17 protein-coding genes and 1 pseudogene are annotated in these 21,660 nt (G+C 58.3%); all 18 read right to left on the minus strand.

All coding sequences use genetic code 11. The annotated features are described in order from the left end of the window. Window positions 1–683: 683 nt before the first annotated feature. The 18 genes and pseudogenes from NKH19_RS29715 to NKH19_RS29800 all read right to left on the minus strand — a co-directional run bounded on the left by NKH19_RS29715 (window position 684) and on the right by NKH19_RS29800 (window position 21,644). Window positions 684–2,090, minus strand: a complete 1,407-nt coding sequence (locus NKH19_RS29715; RefSeq protein WP_352983399.1) for an aminotransferase — start codon at window positions 2,088–2,090, stop codon at window positions 684–686. Window positions 2,091–2,707: 617 nt separating this feature from the next. After that, the gene (locus NKH19_RS29720) at window positions 2,708–3,904 is read right to left on the minus strand and encodes an IS256 family transposase (RefSeq protein ID WP_352808758.1); all 1,197 of its coding nucleotides are present in this window, start codon (window positions 3,902–3,904) and stop codon (window positions 2,708–2,710) included. 93 nt (window positions 3,905–3,997) lie between these two features. After that, window positions 3,998–4,450 carry a ubiquitination-like system serine protease family protein gene (locus tag NKH19_RS29725; protein WP_352983374.1) on the minus strand — a complete coding sequence of 151 codons (453 nt, stop codon included), beginning with the start codon at window positions 4,448–4,450 and terminating at the stop codon, window positions 3,998–4,000. 5 nt (window positions 4,451–4,455) lie between these two features. Continuing rightward, entirely contained in the window at window positions 4,456–5,799 is a 1,344-nt protein-coding gene (locus tag NKH19_RS29730; RefSeq protein WP_352983375.1) for a HesA/MoeB/ThiF family protein, read from the minus strand. A gap of 195 nt (window positions 5,800–5,994) precedes the next feature. After that, on the minus strand, window positions 5,995–6,492 hold the full coding sequence (locus NKH19_RS29735) for an Lrp/AsnC family transcriptional regulator (RefSeq protein WP_352983377.1): 498 nt from the start codon (window positions 6,490–6,492) through the stop codon (window positions 5,995–5,997). A gap of 407 nt (window positions 6,493–6,899) precedes the next feature. Continuing rightward, a complete protein-coding gene (locus tag NKH19_RS29740; RefSeq protein WP_352983378.1) occupies window positions 6,900–8,444 on the minus strand; it encodes a fumarate hydratase in 1,545 nt (514 codons plus the stop codon). Between the two features lie 6 nt (window positions 8,445–8,450). Next, entirely contained in the window at window positions 8,451–9,884 is a 1,434-nt protein-coding gene (locus NKH19_RS29745; RefSeq protein ID WP_352983380.1) for an NAD-dependent succinate-semialdehyde dehydrogenase, read from the minus strand. A 193-nt stretch (window positions 9,885–10,077) separates the two neighbouring features. Then, window positions 10,078–11,004 (minus strand): LysR family transcriptional regulator, encoded by a 927-nt coding sequence (locus tag NKH19_RS29750; protein ID WP_352983382.1) that lies wholly within the window; start codon window positions 11,002–11,004, stop codon window positions 10,078–10,080. Between the two features lie 117 nt (window positions 11,005–11,121). Continuing rightward, window positions 11,122–12,269, minus strand: a pseudogene (locus NKH19_RS29755) (ISAs1 family transposase). Between the two features lie 119 nt (window positions 12,270–12,388). Further along, window positions 12,389–13,291, minus strand: a complete 903-nt coding sequence (locus NKH19_RS29760; RefSeq protein WP_352983383.1) for an HpcH/HpaI aldolase/citrate lyase family protein — start codon at window positions 13,289–13,291, stop codon at window positions 12,389–12,391. A 133-nt stretch (window positions 13,292–13,424) separates the two neighbouring features. After that, on the minus strand, window positions 13,425–14,576 hold the full coding sequence (locus tag NKH19_RS29765) for a CaiB/BaiF CoA transferase family protein (RefSeq protein WP_352983401.1): 1,152 nt from the start codon (window positions 14,574–14,576) through the stop codon (window positions 13,425–13,427). 19 nt (window positions 14,577–14,595) lie between these two features. Further along, window positions 14,596–15,843, minus strand: a complete 1,248-nt coding sequence (locus NKH19_RS29770; RefSeq protein ID WP_352983402.1) for a methylaspartate ammonia-lyase — start codon at window positions 15,841–15,843, stop codon at window positions 14,596–14,598. Between the two features lie 523 nt (window positions 15,844–16,366). Further along, complete coding sequence (locus NKH19_RS29775) at window positions 16,367–16,513, minus strand: hypothetical protein (RefSeq protein ID WP_352983405.1); 147 nt, start codon at window positions 16,511–16,513, stop codon at window positions 16,367–16,369. A 375-nt stretch (window positions 16,514–16,888) separates the two neighbouring features. Beyond that, a complete protein-coding gene (locus NKH19_RS29780) occupies window positions 16,889–17,596 on the minus strand; it encodes a M24 family metallopeptidase (RefSeq protein ID WP_352983385.1) in 708 nt (235 codons plus the stop codon). Window positions 17,597–17,763: 167 nt separating this feature from the next. Further along, window positions 17,764–18,798 (minus strand): ABC transporter ATP-binding protein, encoded by a 1,035-nt coding sequence (locus tag NKH19_RS29785; RefSeq protein WP_352983387.1) that lies wholly within the window; start codon window positions 18,796–18,798, stop codon window positions 17,764–17,766. Next, on the minus strand, window positions 18,795–19,814 hold the full coding sequence (locus tag NKH19_RS29790; protein WP_352983388.1) for an ABC transporter ATP-binding protein: 1,020 nt from the start codon (window positions 19,812–19,814) through the stop codon (window positions 18,795–18,797). The genes NKH19_RS29785 and NKH19_RS29790 overlap by 4 nt, the downstream gene beginning before the upstream one ends. Next, window positions 19,811–20,743 (minus strand): ABC transporter permease, encoded by a 933-nt coding sequence (locus NKH19_RS29795; protein WP_352983390.1) that lies wholly within the window; start codon window positions 20,741–20,743, stop codon window positions 19,811–19,813. Before NKH19_RS29795 ends, NKH19_RS29790 begins: the two co-directional genes overlap by 4 nt. After that, entirely contained in the window at window positions 20,706–21,644 is a 939-nt protein-coding gene (locus NKH19_RS29800; RefSeq protein ID WP_352983391.1) for an ABC transporter permease, read from the minus strand. The genes NKH19_RS29795 and NKH19_RS29800 overlap by 38 nt, the downstream gene beginning before the upstream one ends. Window positions 21,645–21,660: the final 16 nt, after the last annotated feature.

A 21,660-nucleotide genomic window follows, 5' to 3' on the forward strand; every position in this document is an offset into this window, starting at 1 on the left:
CGGGCGATCGGCTGCGCAACCCCGACCAGCTCCGCCGATCGCCCGTTGCTCAACCCGCGCCATACGGCGTACAACCCGCCGAGGCAGTGGCAGGTCACAAGCCAGGCAAAGGGAAAAGGTAGGCGAAAGACGGAAATCGAGCGAAGAGGCGGCCGCCGCCAAAGCGTTGCGCAAGTCGGTCGTGTCAGCGCTGTCTGCGAGTTGCTCGACAAATCTATGAAAAACGTCTTGCATAGCCAAACTACTGTGAACTCGCCCACAGCCTCTGGCCGCACATAACGGAGCGCAGACGGCTCGATCAAAGCGCACCCATTCAGGGAAGAAGTGCCCGGCAGGAGACTGAGCTCGCTGCCGGGCCGGTGCGCCTTGGGAGGGCGATATTGCGGGCCTCTGGAGACCAATCTCGCAAAGAAGCTCAGCCTCACGGTTGGTCACTTTTCAAGCGGCGGTCGGTAGAGCGTCACCTCTACAATTCTGCAACAGCCTACGTTGCGGTCTCGGACGCGAAGGCGGTATTGTGTTTCGAGATTTGCGTCGCATTTTCGGCATCGGCTCGCACACCCTCCATGCAAGTTGCCTTGAAAGCGAAGCGGATTCGCGCGCGCCAGCTCATGACGCCACAGGGGCTCCCGGAGGTGATATCCTGGTCGATCCGAGTGGGAGGCGTCATTCGTCACGTCAGATCATATCGCGCCCTCCACCTTCAGCGCGCGATAGGTCGTATCGACTGATTTCGCAGTTGCGTCGACGATGATGTCGATCTCTTTTCGGGTAATGATCAGAGGTGGGGCAAAGCCGAGGATATCGCCATGCGGCATAGCGCGGCCTATGACGCCATTTTCAAACAGAGCAGCGGCGGCGCGCACGCCGACTTGAAGCCCGGGTTCAAATGGCACCCGGCCCTTCGGATCCCGCATCAGCTCCACGGCGGATAGAATGCCGACGCCGCGAACCTCGCCGACAATGGGATGTCGCTCCAGTTCGGCTTTCATGCGGGCTTGCCAATAGGGTCCGACGTCCCGAACATGTTCCAGGATGTTTCTTTCCTTTAGCAATTTAATGTTGGCAAGCGCGGCCGCCGCGCAAAGCGTGTGACCCGAATATGTCCAGCCATGGCCGAGTGGCCCGTGCTTTTCCGTCCCCTGTTCCAAGACCGTCCAGACCCGGTCACCGATAATCGAACCGGAGATAGGCAGATAGGCGGAACTCAAGCCCTTGGCGATGGTCACGAAATCCGGGCGCATGCCATAGAGGTGGGAACCGAATTTCTCACCGGTTCGCGCGAAGCCGCAGACCACCTCATCGGCAATAAGAAGGATGTCGTACTTGTCAAGCACCCCCTGAATCCCAGCCCAGTATCCCTTCGGAGGCGGAACGATGCCACCGGTCCCAAGTACCGGCTCTCCAATGAAGGCCGCAACGGTCTCTGGGCCTTCAGCGAGGACAAGGGCTTCAAGTTCGTTGGCGCAGCGCCTGGAGAACGCTTCCTCATTTTCGCCGTCATGCGCCTGCCGGTAATGGTGCGGCGTGGTCGTATGGCGCACCAAGTCCAGCGGCAGGTCGAAAAAATCGTGAAAGAAGGCAAGGCCTGTAAGACTACCGGTGACCAGCCCTGACCCGTGATATCCGCGATTGCGCGAGATGATCTTCTTCTTTTCAGGGCGGCCGAGAATGTTGTTGTAGTACCACACCAGCTTGATGTTGGTTTCGTTGGCGTCGGAGCCGGAAAGGCCGAAATAGACCCTTCGCATGTTCTGCCCGAAATATTCGACCACGGCCTCCGCCAAAAGCGCGACCGGCTCCGTGCCCTGGCTGGCATAGACATGCGCGAACGGCAGCTCGTGCGCTTGCCGGGCGATAGCCTCGGCAATCTCCGTGCATCCATATCCCATGTTGACGCAATAGAGCCCGCCGAAACCGTCGAGACTTTTCCGACCCTCCGTATCCCAGATGTAGACGCCTTCTGCGCCGGCCATGATCCGGTTTGGCGTCTCGCCGCGGCTGTGCTTGGCCAAGTGTGTAGACGGATGAAAGACGAAGCTTCGGTCCTTCTCCCGCAGCTGCTCAGTCCCCAAATTGCTCAAGCTCATAGTTCCTCTCCTTGGGGCAGTAGGCAGAAGACACTCACCCAGCCGCCTATTGAAAACAAGCATACTCGCAAACACCTCTCGAGTTTCGCGGAAATGCACGTCTTTAGCCGACGAATCCGCGAAAATCGGCCTCGAACGCAGTGAAAACCAATGTTTCGGGTCTCGGGAAGTTAGCCCCTGCCTTGGTAGATCGATGCAGGATGCAGGCGCGCCGCCGTGCTCTTTTCGCCGGCGGATGTCCGCGAAGGTAACGCATAAAGCCCAGGGGCATCGTATTTCGAGATTGCACCGCCCGGGCTGCCATCCCAGATTCCCAGCAGAATCTCCACGATGCGTTCTTCGTGTCACACAAGCTGATGCGCACGTCGTGGCAGCACGCATGGGGCTGATCAGGATTACCACCGTACTGTCAAAACCGATCCGCAGCGTTATGGTTATGAAGGCGTTCGGATCGCTGAGTGACGCGGCAGGGTCCGCATGCTTGCCCGGAGTCTCCTCATCGATTAGCGAACGCCCTCATCGGATCACATCGGTCCACAGTCCCAGGACGTGCTCTAGATTCTTCTTTCGGGTTGTGTGCGTCAAGTTCTGCAAAAAGGGGCGGCCATGGTGGCTGGTCATGCGGCTTGTCGCAGAGCGAGCTTCTTGTGCTCGCGCAGATCGTCCATATTGATGTAGCGGTTTGCCTCCATCCAGTTTTCGTTGGTTTCGACGGCCAATGCCCTGACGAGGCGCAGGCAGCTTTCAGTATTGGGAAAGATGCGCACGACATAGGTTCGCCGCCGGATTTCCTCGTTGAGCCGTTCCAGCATGTTGGTGGATTTCAGATGCTTGTGGTGCTGACGCGGCAGGCAAAAGAAGGTCAGCGTGTATTCGATGGTCTCCTCCACCCACGTCGTCAGTCGTGGATAGCGGCCCGACCATTTGGCAAGCCATGCGGCGAGATCGGCCTTGGCCTCGGCGAGATCGCGCCGGTCATAGAGCCAGCGCAATTCCTGCAGGCAGTCGTCGCCGTGTTTGCGCGGCAGGTGATCGAGCGCGTTCCTGAGGAAGTGCACATAGCAGCGTTGCCAGGCCGCTTCCGGGATCACCTCGCCGATCGCCGCCACCAGGCCGGCATGATCGTCGGACACGACCAGTTCGACGCCCCTGAGGCCCCGCGCCTTCAAGCCGACGAGGAAGTCCTTCCAGGCCGAGCGGCTCTCGCGATTGGCCATTTCGACGGCCAGGATCTGGCGCCTTCCGTCCCAGTCGATGCCGACCGCGATCAGCACCGCCTGGCTCATGACGATTCCGGCTTCGCGCACCTTCTCGTAGCGGGCGTCGAGGATAAGATAGGCAAACGGCTCCTGAAGCGGACGCTCGGCAAACGCCTTCAGGCTCTCGTCTAGGCGCTTGTTGATGGCCGAGATCGACGAGGCCGAGAAGGCATGGCCGCACAGCTCTTCGGTGATCGCCTTGACCTTTCGGGTCGACACGCCCTGCACATACATCTCCGCAAGCGTTGCCACCAAAGCCCGCTCGGAACGCTGATAGCGTTCGAACAGCTCGGTGGAGAAGCGGCCGGCCCGGTCCTGCGGAACCCGCAGCTCAAGCTTGCCGACACGGGTGACAAGCGTGCGGCCATAATAACCTGAGCGGTAGCCAAGCCGCTCCGGTGTGCGTTCGCTCTTCGAAGCACCCAGCGCCTCGTCCATCTCGGCTTCGAGCACCTCCTGCATCACCGCACGGATCACTTCGTGCAATCCATCCGGGTTCGAAAGCAGAATGTCTTTGACGGCAGCGCTGGCGGTCTTACTTTCAGTCTTGGTCATGGTGGCGCTCCTTCGCGGGAATCAGGTGACGTGAACAATCACCAGCCTGCCATGACCGCCCTCTCTCAGCGAATTTGCAGAACTCTCAGCACACTACCTTCTTTCGTATAGATCTGGACGGGCTCGCCAAGGCTCGACACCGGTATCCCCACACCAGTAGACTCTTCCGTCTCTAAGCCAGAAATGGCTCATGCACCCTTTGTTTTTCCAGACAGAGGGATGCAAAGTCGGCGGCCTCCCGTCTTGGCTTAGTTCGATACGCCACCTGGGGCTATGCGGCGGATGCATCGGTAACGAAACGACCTCGCCACAGCCACAGGGACACCTAAAGAGCGACCAGTATGGCCGCCCTTTGTGCACGACCGTGATGAACTGTCCTGGCCTGACCCTGTCGTTCGGAGGTGTTTTTTCCACCACTTCATTCCGAGCGAAAAGTATACCCGGAAGTCGCTCCTCAGAAGGAGTCCTGTTGGCTGCTTTTGGAGTACGTGGACCGAGGATGATTTCCTCCAGCCGCCAGACGAGCCTTAGCAGCCAAGACCACATACGAATTAACTCGGCTTACCTAGCGACGGCATATCGAGCCGATAGCCATCCTCACGCTTGAGCAATAAGCCATTCGGACCGCAGCAAAAGCATTCGGCATTGTCCTTTGGCATATTGCTGTGAATCGCCATATGCACGAAGTCATACCATATATTATCGCGGCTAATGTCGCTAGGAAGCCGTCGGTAAGGGCGCACCAGATCAAACAATGTCGCTACGGCCATATCGGCAGTCGCACTGGTGAAAGGACCTACGCCGGGAGCCCGCTCGCCGCCCCCGACTAGATAGAACTCCGTCCGAAGCGTTTCTGGATCCAGCTCCGCCAACTCCGGACGTTCCTTTAGCGCCCTCTCATAACTGAGCTTTTCCTCGGTGACGACGCCTTGGCACCTCAAGCACGCACCAAATTCGGGAAGAACTGTGCTAACCCGGCCTCTATGGTCGCGCAGATAAGGCTGACGCTCCTGGTCGAAATCAATCTTGCCGGTGAGTCCGCAGTCGATAAGGCCCTGGCAGTAGTAGTACACTGCCTGATTGAGGACCTCCCTTCCAGCAACATCGTCAGTACAGCCGAACACTAGGTCTGCGCTGGAGATTGCATCTATCGCTTCTGGAGACTCGTTCACATATGCCGGGATGGCAGCGACAGCTACCGATAAACCTAGGTCTCGTATGTATCGGGCCAACGTGGCTGCTTTACTCTCGCCGATATCGCAACGGCGATATCCGCGGACGCGATTGAGATTGCTATCTTCGAGCAAATCCCCATCGATAATAATGAGTTCGCCAACGCCGGCGCGGGCGGCGAGTGTGGCGACCGACGATCCCGTTCCACCACCTCCGACGATTGCGATACGCAACGATCTGAGCTTCTCGTTGAAAGGTTTGCCAAAGGCAGCTTCCTGGCGCCGCAGCACTTCCAATGGAGTGGCATCATCTGCCTTGCCGAGATGAACTGCCAAGCCAGCCCCGAGCACACAGACATGCCGGACATCAGTCACGCTGTCAGGGGCCGCACCCGACCGAACTCTCGCACGCCACTGCCCGTCAGCCAAAACGATCGCGATAAGCGACACATCACGGCCGTTGCAGCCAGCGTATCCCCTCAGAATGCTTTGTTCGTTCAGATCATCCTTCGTCGAGAAATCCAAAACGCCTCTTGGATGACTGTGGGCGAACCCCACCTCGAGCCGCTCCCGCTCGCAACGAATGTAGATGCCCTGAAACTTGCGCAGATTAATGCGCAAGTGAACCGGGGAGCTCTCTATTATCCAGTCGCCATCCATCTCAATCACGTCAACCGCCACGAAACGCGTTGACGGCGACAGTCCCGCTGCGGTCCCTTCCATTTTGCGGAAGAGAACCAGCGCGCCGCGCTCGTGACCGTCAGGGTGCCCCGTCTTTCCGCACGATTAATTGACGGAGCACCCGGCCGACCGCTCTTTATACCGCAAATGCCTCTCAGATTTCGCGGGAATGTACGTCTTTGGCCAGTAGATTCTCGGAATTGGCGCCGATCACCGTGGAATCAGCGCTTCAGGCGTTTATCTTTGTTTTAGGGAGGACAAGGGAATTGGTGAATTGGATTTCACTGGTTTCGTGACGACAAGGCTGTAGTATTGCTCGATCCCCAAACCGGCCTGTAGCAGTCCTTCCATGAAATCTTGATATGCAGCCATGGAAGGCGATGAAACGCGCATCAGATAGTCGATCCGCCCCCCGATAGCCCAGCAGTCGAGGATTTCCGGAATCTCTTGGATCGCGGTCTCGAAGTGTCGTTGATCCTCGAGACGATGGCGGTCCAAAACCACCTCCACCATTACAGAGATGATGCCCCCGATGAGGGCTGGACTGAGGCGCGCGTAGAACCCCTCAATGACCCCTGCGGCTTCGAGCACACGGAGCCGCTCCGAACAGGCTGAAGCTGAAAGGTGAACACGCTTTGCGAGCTCGCTTTTCGAAATCCGACCATCTGATTGGATTTCCGAGAGAATCCTCAGATCCCAACCGTCTAGTTGCACGGGGCCGGATTTCGACTTCATGATCTTGCTCTCAAACGGTGGTCGAAAAGGGCAATTGGTGCCCAGCAATTTTTCATCAATTGAAGCGAGCGAATGTAGTGGACATATCTGTCTTCGGCCCGAAACGCGTCCGTGTGAGGTTGTCGAATGTCAAGTGACCAAGCAGAAGGGATGCAGAACAGTTGGGCTTTGCCTTCCCCTACCCGGGTCCGGTGCTTGACCTGATTGGCAAGCTAGACAGCACCGAGCGTTGATCGCATGGCCGGCAGGTCGATGCAGTCTTTACATTGAGCGTTTGGCATCGAGAGCGACTTGAAAGCCTTTCTTGTCTGGCTCGCCGAGGAGCTGAACCACAAATGGCCGCTGGTGTTACCGATACGGCCCAAAATCCGGGACGGGACTCTGGTCGGATCGCGCAGCCGGCGGACTCAAACGCCGATGCTGCGTGCGATGCTATCGGCCGCCATGCGCTTTCGCCACTCGAGAGGCCCGGAATTGTGAATGGAGTTTCCCTCAACATCGACAGCCATGATGACCGGCATGTCCTGCACCTCGAATTCATAGATGGCTTCCATGCCCAGGTCTTCAAAGGCAACGATCCGCGCCGCCTTGATCGATTTTGAAATCAGGTACGCAGCGCCACCCACCGCTATGAGATAGGGTGTCTTGTGTCTGACAATCGACTCGATGGCCGCCGGTCCCCTCTCCGCCTTACCCAGCATCGCGAAGAGCCCGGTCTCGGCGAGGATCTTTTCAGCAAAAGCGTCCATACGGCTGGAGGTTGTCGGGCCAGCCGGCCCGACGACCTCATCCCTCACCGCGCGGACTGGTCCGACGTAGTAGATTACGCGTCCCCGCAGATCGACCGGGAGCGGCTTGCCGGCATCGATCAGATCGATCATTCGCTGGTGGGCGGCGTCACGGCCCGTCAGCATCTTTCCGGACAAAAGAAGGGTTTCTCCGCAGCGCCACGATGCCGTCTCTTGCTTCGTGAGCGCATCGAGATTGACCCGACGGATACCGGTTGTGCGCAAATCCTCATGACCGATCTGGGGCCATTCGGAAAAGTCAGGCGGCTCGAGCTTGATGGGTCCCGAGCCGTTCAAGGTGAACTTCAGGTGCCGGTTGGCCGCGCATTGCGGAATGAGCGCGACGGGCTTCGACGCGGCATGTGTAGGATAGGTAGCAACCTTCACGTCAACGACCGTGGTCAGGCCGCCTAGGCCCTGAGCGCCGATGCCTAGCCCATTAATTCTTTCATAAAGCTCGATCCGCAGCGCCTCCTCCGCGTTGGACGGCCCCTTGGCGATCAGTTCCGACATGTCGATCGGTTCGTTCATGGCCTCCTTGGCAAGCAGCATCGCCTTTTCAGCGCTACCACCGATGCCGACCGAGATCAGACCGGGTGGGCACCATCCGCTGCCAAGGGTCGAAACGGTGTCGACCACCCAGTCGGCAACGGACGCGCTGGGGTTCAGGGTGGTGAAACGCGCCTTGTTTTCCGACCCGCCGCCTTTTGCGGCGATGGTGATCTCAATCTGGTTACCGGGCACGAGCTCGATGTGGATGACCGCCGGCGTGTTGTCGCGGGTGTTGACCCGTCCGGCGAGCGGATCGGCAACGATGGTTGCCCGAAGGGGGTTGTCCGGGTCGAGATATGCCCGACGGACGCCCTCATTCACGAGGTCAGCGAAACTGGCCGTTGATTTGATGCGGGCGTCCATGCCGACCTTTGCGAAGACCACCACGAGGCCGGTGTCCTGGCAGATCGGGCGCCGCCCGAAGGCCGCCATGCGAGAGTTCAGCAGGATCTGCCCGATGGCGTTCTTCGCCGCCGGGCTTTGTTCGCGCGCGTATGCCTGCGAAAGGTATCGGATATAGTCGGGGGGATGGTAGTACGAGATGTACTGAAGGGCGTCGGCGACGCTCTTTGTGATATCCTTGCCGGCAATGGTCCGTGTTTTATTATTCACGAAATCTCATCCGAATAACCCAAGCCCGTTGACCAGTTTCAGACTTTGGAAGCTCCGCAATCCCTGCTCGCCTCCTTCATATCCATACCCGCTCTGTTTAACGCCTCCATACGGCGCATCTGCTGAAACCCCTTTAAGATAATTTACACTAAGAGCGCCGGCCGTAAGACCGCCGATCAGCGTCTGTTTGGTTTCGTCAGCACCGGTGAAGAAGTAGGCGGCCAAGCCATAGTCAGTGGCGTTGGCTTCTTCGATCGCCTCCTCGACCGTGTCGAACGGCGCCACGGTGAGGATTGGTCCGAACGGCTCATCATGAAGCACTCTGGCATCCTTTGGCACGCGTGTCAGGATCGTTGGCGGCCAGTAAAAACCCGGCTGGTCGAGGCGGGTGCCACCGGTTTCGACGGTGGCACCGCGATCAATCGCATCCTTGATAAGACGCTGCATGGCCTCGATTCGCCGTGCATTTGCCATTGGACCCATCTTCGTCGCAGGGTCGCCCGGTGGACCGATTTTGATCTTTCGGGCCACTTCCTTCATCCGGGACAGGAATTCCTCATAGAGAGGCCGCGCGACGAGGATCCTGCTCGGCGCATTGCAACTTTGGCCGGCGCACTCGAACTTGTAGTCCGAAATTGCCGGTATCGCTTTTGTCAGGTCGGCATCCTCGCAAACAACGACCGGGGAGTGCCCACCGAGTTCGAGGATGCACCGCTGCAAGTTATTCGCGGCGAGCTTGGCGAGCTGTTTTCCAACCTCGGTAGAGCCGGTGAACGTTAGGACCTTGACGATCGGCGAGTTGAGGAGATGCCGCGATATTTGCACCGGAACGCCAAAGACGAGATTGACCACGCCGTCCGGAATACCCGCTTGTTGCAGGGCTTCGACCAAATGGACAGCCGCGCTTGGTGTCTCTTCGGCCCCCTTGAGGATCACGGGGCAGCCTGCCGCCAAAGCAGGGGCGAGCTTGCGGGCGATGAGAACGGCGGGATAGTTCCAAGGCGTAAAGGCAGCAACGACGCCAAGTGGCTCGGGGACGATCATCCGGTTCGGGCCCATCGGAATAGGGGCCGACAACTCTTCGGCGTGCGTTCCGTTCCACTCCAGTGTTTCGACAGCTCGCGCGTACTCACCTGTCGCTTCGGCAATCGTCTTTCCCTGTTCGGTTGACAGGTCCCTAGCCGCCGCTTCAACGTTCGCTCCCAGAATTTTGGCGGCTGCTACGAGAATCTCGCCACGATCTTTTGCAGGCCGCGAGGACCAGGCCTTGCGGCTGCGCTCTGCCGAAGCGAGGGCCTCATCCAGATCCGGTATCGTCGCCGAGGCCACCGAGGCAAATACCATCTCCGTCGCCGGATTGATCACCGGCAGAGTGGCTCCGCTACCACCGGCTCGCCATCTGCCCTTGATGAAAAGCGGATAGCTCGTGGCGTTGGACATCCCATGCTCCGCTTGAGTATTTCTGCCAGTGCGAGACCAGCCGATATCCGACCATGGGCTCACTTCTCTGCAGTCTCATCGCGATGATCACGCCGGGTCAAATATGGAATGTCGCCCAAAACCATCTCGAATCCAGATTGATGGCCCCGCCGTGGAAGCGTGATAGCACTGGGACTCGGTTTGACGGATATGCCTAAGCCCGGTCCGGAGCCGTGGCCGGCCACTGCCCGCTCTCGATTAATGTCCGGGTGACATTGGGGATCAGCTTGCGGACAGCAGAGACAGCGGGAGATTGCTCATCTTTGGGGTTGACGGCAAGCACAACGGAGCGGGTAATCACTGGATCAATGATTTTGACTATCCGGACCTGTCCCTGAGAGGCTTCCCTCTGAATGGCCGACGGGGCAAGGATAGAATACGCTTTTCCTTCCATGACCATATTAATGATCGTAGAAAGGGAGTCGACTTCAAATCTGACGTCAAGCACACAACCGTGCTGCGCAACGACATCAGCCACCGAACGCCTGACATTGTTGTTGCGCATGGGAACCGCTAGCGGGAACGCATGCAGATCGGCGAGCGGTATCTCGTCTTCGAAAGGCGGTTCACCCGGCGGCACCACCAGGCAAAATTCCTCGCGTGCCAGCACCGTCATCCGCCCCGCGCTCTCGGCAGTGCGGTAGAGGACAGCGAGATTGAAGCGGCCGGCAGCCATCCACTCTTCCAGCGGTCCTGTCATGCCCTCGATCATCTTAAGGGAGATCCTTGGCAGCTCGTTTCTTACCGATTCAAGCAGCGGACCGCTAAGGACACGCGCGGCCCCGGACGGAATGCCAATGGTCACCTCTCCGGAAGGAGAAGCCACCGTGTTGGTCAGTTCTATCTCGGTGAGTCGAATTTCCCTGAGAATCGTGCGCGCCCGCTCAAGCAGTTTGCTTCCGGAGGCCGTCACACTGATGCCGGTCCTGTCGCGTACCAGCAGCTGAGTGCCGAAGCCTTCCTCCAGTTGACGCACATGGAGGCTAAGGGCGCTCTGAGCGACATGCAAGAGCGAAGCGGCCTTCGTGAAACTGCCGGCTTCCACTACGCCGACAAAGTATTTTAACTGCCTGATATCCACGGCTTAACCCAACTGAGGGGCAACTCTTCCCAGTCCCTCGCGTTTATCTCGAAACGAGATGGGCCGCAAGTAATACTTGCTGCAGACACCAGGAAAGGTTCCCGCAGGGGAATCGCTTCAGGTTAACGTTGATTTTTGACGGATGAGATTTTCGAGATAGTGGCCGTTGAGATTGGCGAGTTTTCGTCGGACCTTGAGGCTGTGCTTGTCCTTGGGGTTTCGGACGAGGTTCATGGCCATGTGTTTGACGATGGCCATGTTTTGCGGTCCGTGCGCTGTTCTGAGACGCGCGAGATCGTCGTGGAAGACGACGTCGAGTACCCAGTGGAGGCGGTTCTCGATGCCCCAATGGGCTCGCACGGCATGGGCGAAGGTTTTGGCGTCGAGCTTGGCGGAGGACAGATAGTAGCGCCGCTCCTGCTCGGTCTTGCCGTTGCGTTCGACGCGGGTTTCGACCATGCCGATCATGGCAAGCCGGGGGAAGCGCGGTTCGCCGGGATAGCGGCGGTCGGAGAACAGCCAGTTAACCGTATGGCAGACGGTGTGGCGCCGGCCTTCAAGGCGGCCATGGTCGTTGTCGATGGTCTCGACGGGTGTTTGCAGCATGTCTTGCGGTGGCTCTGCGAAGAAGCGCTCGATATCGGCGAAAGTGGCAGGCCAATTGGCCTTGAGCGCGAGCAGATAGTCGCCGCCCTTGGCGACAATGGCTTCGGCGATTGCCGCCTGCGTTCCCATGGCGTCGATAGTGACCAGCGCGCCGGTCAACTCAAGGCGCTCGAGCAGCAACGGAATAGCAGTGATTCATTTGATTTTATGTCTGTCGCCTGCTGGCCGAGCACGAGCCTCTGACGGGTCGCCCAAGCCGAGACCAGATGCAGCGGCTCACGTCCCTTGGAACGCGCATGGCTGCGCCGCGAGGTCTTGCCATCGACGGCGATGATCTCGGGATCGCTGTCGCGCAGGGTGTCGACCCAGCTTGTGAAACAAGTCTTGAAGAGGTCGGGATCGAGCGCGTTGATCACGTCGTTGAGCGTGTCGTGCGCCGGAATGCCACGCTCATAGGGCAGGAAACGGCGCAGAAAGTCGAGGCGCTGCTCACCCCACAGCTTCGTCTCGACGAAATCGTCCATGCCGCACAGCGTCGCGCACAGCACCACAAGCAGGATTTCGGGTAGCGGATAGGCGACACGCCAACGCTGGCGAGGATCAGACAGCGCCGAAAAATGATCGAGAATCGAAAGCGAACGGCAATGTTGGCGCGACATAGAGGGCTCCGCAAATCACGAAGCCTCCCATGAATCATATTCGCACCCCAAACGCACCACACGTTAACCCGAAGCGATTGCCCTGAAGGTTCCCGGCCGGACCATTGACCGCAGGTAAGTCAGTTGTTACCGGCGAGGGTCAGGATTTCGTGGGCGCGCCGCACCACAGGCGGATCAACCATCCGACCATCCAACGAGAATGCAGACAGTCCGCGGGCGGCGGCATCGTTCTCCGCTGCAACAACAGCGCGGGCCCACTCGACTTCCTGTGCACTTGGAGAGAAAGCCTCGTTGAAAATGGCCACCTGTGTCGGATGGATCGCCAAGGCTCCGGCGAAGCCAAGCCGTCGCGCATGCGCCGCGGCTTCATGAAGTTTATCAATGTTCGAGAACTCGCCGATGCTTCCGATGAAACCGAGCGGGAGCAATCCGGCCGCACGGGCAGCGAACAGCACGGCAAGGTTCGGGGCGAGGAGCAAGTCAAATTCCGGAGCGCCGCCGACAGCGGCACTGAAGTCTTCAGGGCCAAGCGCCATTGCGACCATCCTTGGATGCGCGGTCGCAATGGCCGCCAGCCTTTGCAAGGCGCCCGGCGTCTCGATCTGGGCAAGGAACCGGATGCGTCCCAGTGGAAGAGTTCTTTCTCGTTCAAGGTCCGAAACCGCATGCGCGATCTCCAATACCCACTCTCCCGAATCCGTCTTCGGAAGAACCAGTGCGTCAACGCCTGCGATCACGGCGGCATCGAGATCGGCCGCTAGGGCACGCAAACCACGGTTCACGCGGACCAAAACAAATGTGCCCTTGCGGGCCACCTTTGCCACGGATGCAGAAAGCTGTCGCCGTGCCTCTCTCTTTTGGTCCTGGGGAACGGAATCTTCGAGGTCCAGTATAACGCCATCTGCCCCGCGCTCATGAGCCGCCTCCACGAAGCGCGGAACGTGAGCAGGAACGAAGAGCAGCGATCTCCAGCGGGGTACAGACGTCGCGCTTTCAACGGCCGGAACGGTGTCCTTGATCATAGGGGACTCTGCGGTTGATTTTAGCGAGGGAGGTGCCAGTGAGCTTGCTGGGTGGCCTATGCGATTAGGTGACCGAAGTATGCGCGGTCCGTGTAAATCGCGAGCGCACCAACCTTACCGACAACACTCACGCTCACGCTGACGCGGCTCGCGCGCGCAAACGCCCCAGGATTTCCTCCCGGACAATGTCGGTGTGAGCGCCTAGAGCCGGAACGGGGCGCAGTGAGGGGTGCTCGGAGTTGAAAATCGCCGCCGGCGCTATCGTCTCGACGGTTCCTTCGGGTGTTCCAACCTCAACCCTGCGAATGTGTGGATGGTTTGAAACATCCCTCACTTCGTTCAGTCGGCCATATGCCAAGCCGGCGGCCTCGAGCTCCCGCATCGCTTCCTGGCAGGACAATTCACAAAAGCGCCTCTCAATGACCTCATCAAGCTGCGCACGGTGACCGAGGCGCTCCATGTTATCAGCAAAACCGGGTGCGCGTGTTAGCTCCGGCTGCTTCAGGAATTTCTCGCAGAAGTTTACCCATTCGCGGTCATTTTGAACCGAAAAGATGAGCTCTTTGCCGTCAGCGCAACGATAGGCGCCATAGGGTACCAGCGACGGGTGTTTCACGCCGGCGCGTACGGTGTGATAGCCGCTGTAGTCGCTTTGCAGAACTGGGACATTCATCCAGTCGGCGATGGCATCGAACAGTGACACCTGGATGCTGGTGCCTTCGCCGGTGACCTTGCGGTGATAAAGGGCCTGAAGAATGGCGCTATGCGCTGTCATGCCCGCCGCGATGTCACACACCGAGACCCCTACACGCGCGGGCCCTTGTTGGTTGCCGGTGATTGCGCATAGGCCGGTTTCGGCCTGGACGATGAGATCATAAGCCTTCAAATGGGAATACGGCCCTTTTTTCCCGAAACCCGAGATATCGCAGGCGATCAGTCGCGGAAACCGTCGGCGCAAATCAGCAGATCCGAAGCCTAGTTTTTCGATACTGCCCGGCTTCAGATTCTGGATAAAGACGTCGGCATCGGCGATGAGCGCGTCGAGGACCTCGCGGTCCGCTTCCAACCTCAGGTCTAGACACACCGACTCTTTACCCCGATTGAGCCAGACGAAATAAGCGCTCTGCCCTCGAACCAACTTGTCGTAGCGTCGGGCAAAGTCCCCTTCCGGCCGTTCGATCTTGATTACTCGGGCGCCGGCATCCGCAAGGCGAGATGATGCAAAGGGCGCGGCCACGGCCTGCTCCACCGCAACGACGGTGATCCCATCAAGGCTATTCTGCATTTTTGACACACCGTGCTTTTCACCCAGCATTTTTAGCGGCTCGACGGTTCAAAATCGCGAGCAATCGGTTCTGTTCGTTTCCTACAATGGACAATGCCTCGTCGACCCCCATTCCGGGCTTTGCAAGCATCATGTCGGCCTGAGTTGCCACTGACACGTGGACCGAAGCCTTGGCGGAGAGGTCTGTCTCGGTACAGCTCCCTCCGACATACGCTCCGACGTTGTTGGCTTTGCAAATGAGGACGGCACGAGCCGTGTCAGCTATTGAGCCGACATCCGGTGTCTTGATTTGCACAAGATGGGCGCCCTTCGCCTCGGCAAAGAGTCGAATGTCCTCAAGAGTATTGCATCTCTCGTCCACGACAATGCGTGCGTTCGAAGTCCGGTTGTCCAAAATCGAAACGATCTTGGCGTAGTTCTCAATTTGAGCTTGCGTCGAACCGAAATCCGCCGGCGACTCAATGTTAAGCGTGAAACCCGGAACGGTATCTGCAATCTTGCAGACAAAGTCGGCGATGCGTTGCGGATCCAAGCCGATTTCCTGGCCAATCCAGCCATACACATCGAAATGCAGCACCGGCTGATATCCTGGACGGCCGATTTCGCGCGTGCGCGCCGCAACCCACCTAACGAACTCCATGAAGGTCTGCCCGCCTGTGCCAAATTTCTGCCGTGAGTTGATCAGCCCGTGGGGAAGCACATCCACGGCCTTCAGGATCATCTTATCGACGTTGACTTCGCGAGCGTCACCGCTCTGGCAGTAAATAGGCACGGGGCACGTCGGCAACGGCAGGTCAAATTCGGCGCATAAAACCTCTGCCATAGTAGCACGCCGGAGGTAGGCCGCCGCTCGCAGCAAGGCTTGGCTGACGCCGTACTCAAGCGCGAGGGGCAGCCGCTCGCGTTCGAATGGCTGGAAAATCTTCGCGTGGGCGTCAAGGTAGAGAGACGCATCGACGTCGAGTAGGCGTGGTACTATGACTCGCGACGTCAGGTCCGAGATTTGCTTGATGTCAAACAGAGGATCGCGTCCACCGGCACCAGAATATTGAACACTCATCATGTCCCCCCAAACGACGGTGTCGTCGACAAGGACAAGCCCGATGCTGAGCGAAGAGGCCGGAACGCGGATAGAAGTGTAACCGGGTGTTACTGGTTCGCCGAGATAGATGAAGCCGTCCTGCGAGGCGCCGGCCCTGATAGCAGCCTGATCGTCATAGAAAAACGCACCACTGCCAGACGCGAGGAGGACGTCTTTGATCTGCACTTGCTTCATTCGATTCGTTCCAAACCCATGTTGTGGCCGAATCTGGTCCACCACCATCTGCCAACTATGCGCCACGTGGCATTGAGTTCGCCAATATAAACTCCGTGGCGGTTCCATCGCGTTTCCAGATGGCTTGCGCATGCCAAACAAGCCGTCATCACCCTAACGCATCAATTGAAAATCAGTCCGCAACAGCCGATTGCTCAAACGGCTTCGCAGTACTGGCACTGCGAGCTCAGTAGCGGTCAACTGGCACGGCGCCGCCCCCTAATGTAAGCCCCATAATATGCCGCCAGGGACTGGAGACATTTTGCGGACGAAAAGCCCCGACACGATCAGGAATGAAACATTAGGTTCGTGGCGCGTCTGTCCCGCGCAACTGAATAGCTGCGTGCAGCCTCAAACAGCGCGACGGCCTCTCGGAGGCGGTTGATGCGCCGCTGATTCTCAGAGAGTTAAAGGTCGCGCAAGTATCACCACTTCTTCGTTGACATCGACATACCCTCCGGACCGAATACCGTGACTATAGACGCGATAGGCGCGCAAATTTCGATCGAGTCAGCTGACAGCGAGTCCATGGAATGCAGAAGGCCTCTCCAGGCAGCCAGTCAACAAGCCGTCGCGCGACAATCGGTCCTTCCATTTCGTCGCCATGGTTGCCGGCAGTGATAAGAAGGCGCGGCCCCTCCCCTCTATTGAGGCTGAAGACCGGAAGAAAAAGAGCTTCGCAGTCGTCGCCTTTTTGGGGACAACAAGTTGGCCCGCGCTCGCGCCAAGCGCGTCGAGGTCATATGTAAGACGTGGTATAACCTTCATTGTAAACACCCTTGATCAAGTATCTATGTCTCCCGACAAAAACTACTCCGAACTGCGCCATCGCCGAACAAAAATCATTTTCCTTTGTAGCAGAAAACTAGTTTCATGAATGATATCTAACAACATTCAAGTGCAACGGCAAGATGATCATTGGACAATCGTCCTTCGCGCCATAACTTGTTTAAGTAAAGAGATAGTTGTACTTTAACTAAAGACGACATCTAAGACATCATGCGCGATATAGGTTGCTCGGTATGCTGCTCAGTATTTCTGCCCCACGTTCTGTCACCAAGACGTGTGCACCAGTCCCGAATAAATAACCATTTTCGCTGCACAATATGTTTGGCATGTGCAAGGTCATGCCTGACTTAAGGATGTCCTCAGCATTTGGCTCCAAGCTCAGGTCTCCTCGTTCAGTCCAATTGATACCGGTTTGATAACCGGTTCTTTGGCGAAAGACTCCGTCACGTCCGGATCGATTGAGAACCTCGCGGCCGGCAGCGTCTACCGCTCCCGCGGTGGCGCCCGGCTTGATCGCGGCAACGACCGCCTCGATGACCTCCTCGGCCAAAGCGTGCAGGGATTCGGTCTCAGAGTGCCGTCCAAGCACGGCACATCGAACCAGTCCTGCGAAGTACCCGTGCTTCGACGCGCCGACTTCCAAAAAAGCCGGCTCGTTCTTCTTGATCGGATGCTGCATTGGGTAGCCGTGCGGCAACTTTGTCCGCTCCCCGAACAGAATGTTAGGTGGTGACATCCCAATTTCACCGTCCGCTTTATCAGACACTGCTTCAACGGCCGCTGCCATGGTGCCCGCCATTTCCAGTTCGGTTATGCCTTCCCGCAGCGAACTCTGGAAAGCTCGCACTGCCGCGTCCGTCATACGCATCGCATCGCTGCTTTGACGTGTCGTGCCAATTCGAATAATTTGATCCACGGACGGTTTCCTTTGCTTGAGATCTGCAACGACCTCATTCTGGCACATCGATGCCGTGCGGGGGCCGTCCACCCCAACATCATGCGGAGGCCCTGCGCCGACCGCGAAGAGAAGCGAGTGACCCGCGGGGCGACATGGTCCGAAAAAAACGCAACAGGAGCTTGACCTCAACAACCCCAATCAGAAAAGCCTGCTAGAGGACGAACTTCAATGGCTTCGCCCTCCAGCGGAAAATGGCAATTAAAGCTGTGATCCACGTCATCCGGGTTTGTGGAAGGGGCGGGGAACACGCGGCTGCAGATATCCTGCGCGTAACGACAACGAGTGTGGAACTCGCAGCCGGATGGCCGCCGGAACAGGCTGGGCACCTCGCCCTTGAGCTCGATCCTGTTAAGCACCGCATCTGGGTCAGGCTCGGGATTGGCCGCAAGCAACGCCTCGGTATAGGGATGGCGTGGGTATTCAAAGATTCGCTCGGTCGAGCCAACCTCGATAAAGCGACCGAGATACATGATCGCCATCCGATCGGTCATGTGGCGCACCACGTTAAGATTGTGCGTGATGATGAGGATCGCCATGCCGAGTTCGTCCTGAAGCCGCGCGAGAAGATTGAGCACCTCGCCCTGCACCGAAACGTCGAGGCCTGCAGTCGGCTCATCGGCAATAATCAAGTCCGGATTCAGCGCAAGAGCACGCGCAATCCCAACGCGCCTGGCCTGACCTCCGGAAAGCTGATGGGGATAGCGGCGAGCAAAATCCGCCGGCAAGCCAACCATTCGAAGCAGGCGCGCCGCCTCGGCTCCGGCATCGCGCTCCTTCAGCCCATGGATCCGGAAAGGCTCTGTGAGGAGCGATCGAACGGTCAGCCTCGGCGACAGTGAGCCGATCGGATCCTGGAACATCATCGCCATGCGCCGCAAGTAGGGCTTGCGTTCAGCCCTGCTGAGCGCCTCAATTTCCTGTCCGTCGAATCTGATGCTGCCATTCACGGCCCGCTGCAGGCCGATTATCGTGCGCGCGACGGTCGATTTGCCTGAGCCGCTTTCACCGACAAGGGCGAGTGTCTCGCCCTTGCAGATTTCAAAGGACACGCCGCATACCGCGTCGATGAAAGGGGCTTTCGTCCCGGTTGCCAACGCCTTCAGTGGACCCATGGTGCGGAAGCGGACGCGCAGGTCCTCAACCCGAAGAAGCGCGCTCATGCCGAAACGAGCCGCTCTTTGTCGAGGAGATGGCATCGGGCGACCTGATCCAGGCCGACGCGGTACTCGGCCGGGCTCTCTTGCACACAGCGGTTGTACGCATGTCGGCAACGTGTGCGAAAGACGCATCCTTGCTTGCAACCGAGGAGACTAGGCACCTCGCCGGGAATGGTCGGCAAAGTGCGCGTGCTTTTCTTGATCCGTCCCGGGTCACACTCAAGCAGCGCGCGGGTGTAGGGGTGAGCAGGATTGTGGAAGATGTCCCGGACCGCCCCCTCCTCCACCACTTCGCCCGCATACATGACAGCGACCCGGTCGCACAACTCAGCCACCGCGCCGAGGTGGTGGGAGACGAACAAGACCGAACAGCCGATCTCCTTTTGCAGTTCTTTGAGAAGATGGATGATCTGCACTTCTAGCGTTGCATCTAGCGCAGTGGTTGGCTCGTCGGCGACGAGGAGCGCCGGTTTCACAAGTAGTGCCATGGCAATGCAAACGCGTTGGCGCATGCCGCCGGAGAAGTGATGCGGATAGGCGCCGTTACGACTTTGCGGGTCGGGAATTCCGACCCGGTGAAGCATCTCGAGGGCACGAGCGCGCTTTTCGCTCCAGCTTCCTTGTTCGTGGTGCTGGATATCGATCATCTGGCTCTCGATGGTCCGCACCGGATTGAGTGCGGTCATCGGGTCCTGAAAGATCATCGAGAGACGATCGCCGAGCAGGTTCCGACGTGCTGGAACAGGCATTTTGAGCAGGTCTTTACCTTCGAACAGGATGCTGCCGGATGTCACATCTGCATTTTCTGGAAGTAGGCCCATCACAGTATACGCGAGCGTCGACTTCCCGGATCCGCTTTCGCCGACGATGCCAACCACTTGTGCTGCCGGAACGTCGAGAGAAACGTTACGCAGGGCATGAACGCGCCCACGCGATGTGCCGAAATCGAGATTTAGGTCACGGATCTCAAGAAGCGGGCGACTGGATGAGAGCCGCGGTCTCGGATCGTCGTGTCTCATAGGTCTTTCCGCAATTTGGGATCGAATATGTCGCGCAGCGCCTCGCCCAGGAACGTGAAGCCAAGTGTTGCGATGACGATGGGAATGCCGCCGGCTATGACAAGCCAGGGCGTTTGATCGATATAGCTATATCCATCGTTGAGGATAGCTCCCCAATCGGGCGTTGGTGGGCGCACGCCCATACCCAGAAAGCTGAGACCCGCCTCCACGGCGATGATGGCCGGAACGTCCATGCTCACCAGAATGAGAAGCGGGCCGAGCACATTGGGCAGTACGTGAGCGGCAAGAATGCGTATCGTGCCGGCGCCCATGCTACGCTCCGCAGCTATGTACTCACTGCCGAGCAGCGCCTGGGCCTGGGTGCGCACTAGGCGCGCATAAATGGGCATGGAGGTTATTGCGATGACGAAGATGACACTGCCCAGACTTGGGCCTAAGAGCGCGATGATTGCCAGCGCAAAAATGATACCGGGAAAGGAGCGGATGGTATCAAAGATGAGCAGTAGCAAATTGTCCAGCCAACGCGGCCCGAACGCCGCGATGAGACCAAGCACGACTCCGACCGCCAGCGAACTGCCGAGGGAGGCAAAAGCGACAAGGAGCGGGATGCGCCCGCCCATGATGATACGAGAAAACGTGTCGCGGCCCAGTTGGTCCGTGCCCAGCAGAAAGTCTAGTGAAGGTGCGGCCAGACGCGGCCCCACCATGATCCGCGTCGGGTCGTGCGTGATAATCAGCGGAGCGAAGATCGCAATTGCTGCTATGAGTATGACAAGCACAGCTCCGAGCACGCCCGGCCGATTTTTGCGAAATTGCCCCCAAAAGGTGCGAAAGACCCCGGTAGCCATCGCATCGTTGGCTTCTGGACGGATGGCTTCAACGCTCACCATATCACAGCTTTTCCCGGGTTCGGGGATCGAGGAACGCATTGACTAGATCCGAGAGCGTAGTGGCGGCAACGATAAGGAACGTGCTGACGAGCACGATGCCCATCACAATCGGATAGTTGCGCGTATTGACCGCGCTCACAATCAACGCGCCGATGCCAGGTCTCGCGAAGACCACCTCGATAAAGACAGCGGACGAAAGCAGCCATGCGATGCCTACGCCGAGTATAGTCACTGTAGGAAGGATTGCGAGCGGGAGCGCGTAGCGCGCAACAATGCGCCATTCCGAGATTCCGAAAGAGCGGGCCATCCGTATGTGGTTTTCACCTAGGATTTCCAGCATGGATGCTTTTACCAGTCGGGAAATGTAGCCAACCCAGCCAATCCCTATGGCGAAGCCCGGGAGAACGAGATGGATGAGTCCATCCCAGAAGCCGTTACCGGCTCCGATCGCTGGCAACCAGTGAAGGGTCACGGCAAAAATCAGCAGCGCATAGACCGCCATGACAAAGGAGGGAATTGCGATCGTGGCGACCGTCACGATGCCGGCCACCTGATCTATCAAGGAGTTGCGGCGCATCGCCGAGTAGCAGCCGAGCGGCACGGCTACGGCGACTGCCCAAAAGATCGACACCAGGACCAGTTCGATCGTATAAGGCAATTGCTCGAAGACAATGTCGGCAACAGGCCTTTGACTAAATACGTCGAAGCCGAGATCGCCGTGGAGCAGCCCGCCGAAGAAGGTAGTGATCTGCATAACAAGCGGCTTATCCAGACCCATCTGCTGGTGAAGCAACGCCTTCATTTCCGGAGTTGGCCGGGGTCCGAGCAGGATCGCCGCAGCATCGCCAGGGACGGCGCGGATCATCAGGAACAGGAGGGTCACGGCGATCACAATATTTGCGATCGCCAGCACAATCCTTTTTAGCACATACAACAACATGCGCGGGACCCGTCAG

It is taken from the genome of Mesorhizobium sp. M1338, assembly GCF_040318045.1.
In the GTDB taxonomy this organism is placed as follows: domain Bacteria; phylum Pseudomonadota; class Alphaproteobacteria; order Rhizobiales; family Rhizobiaceae; genus Mesorhizobium.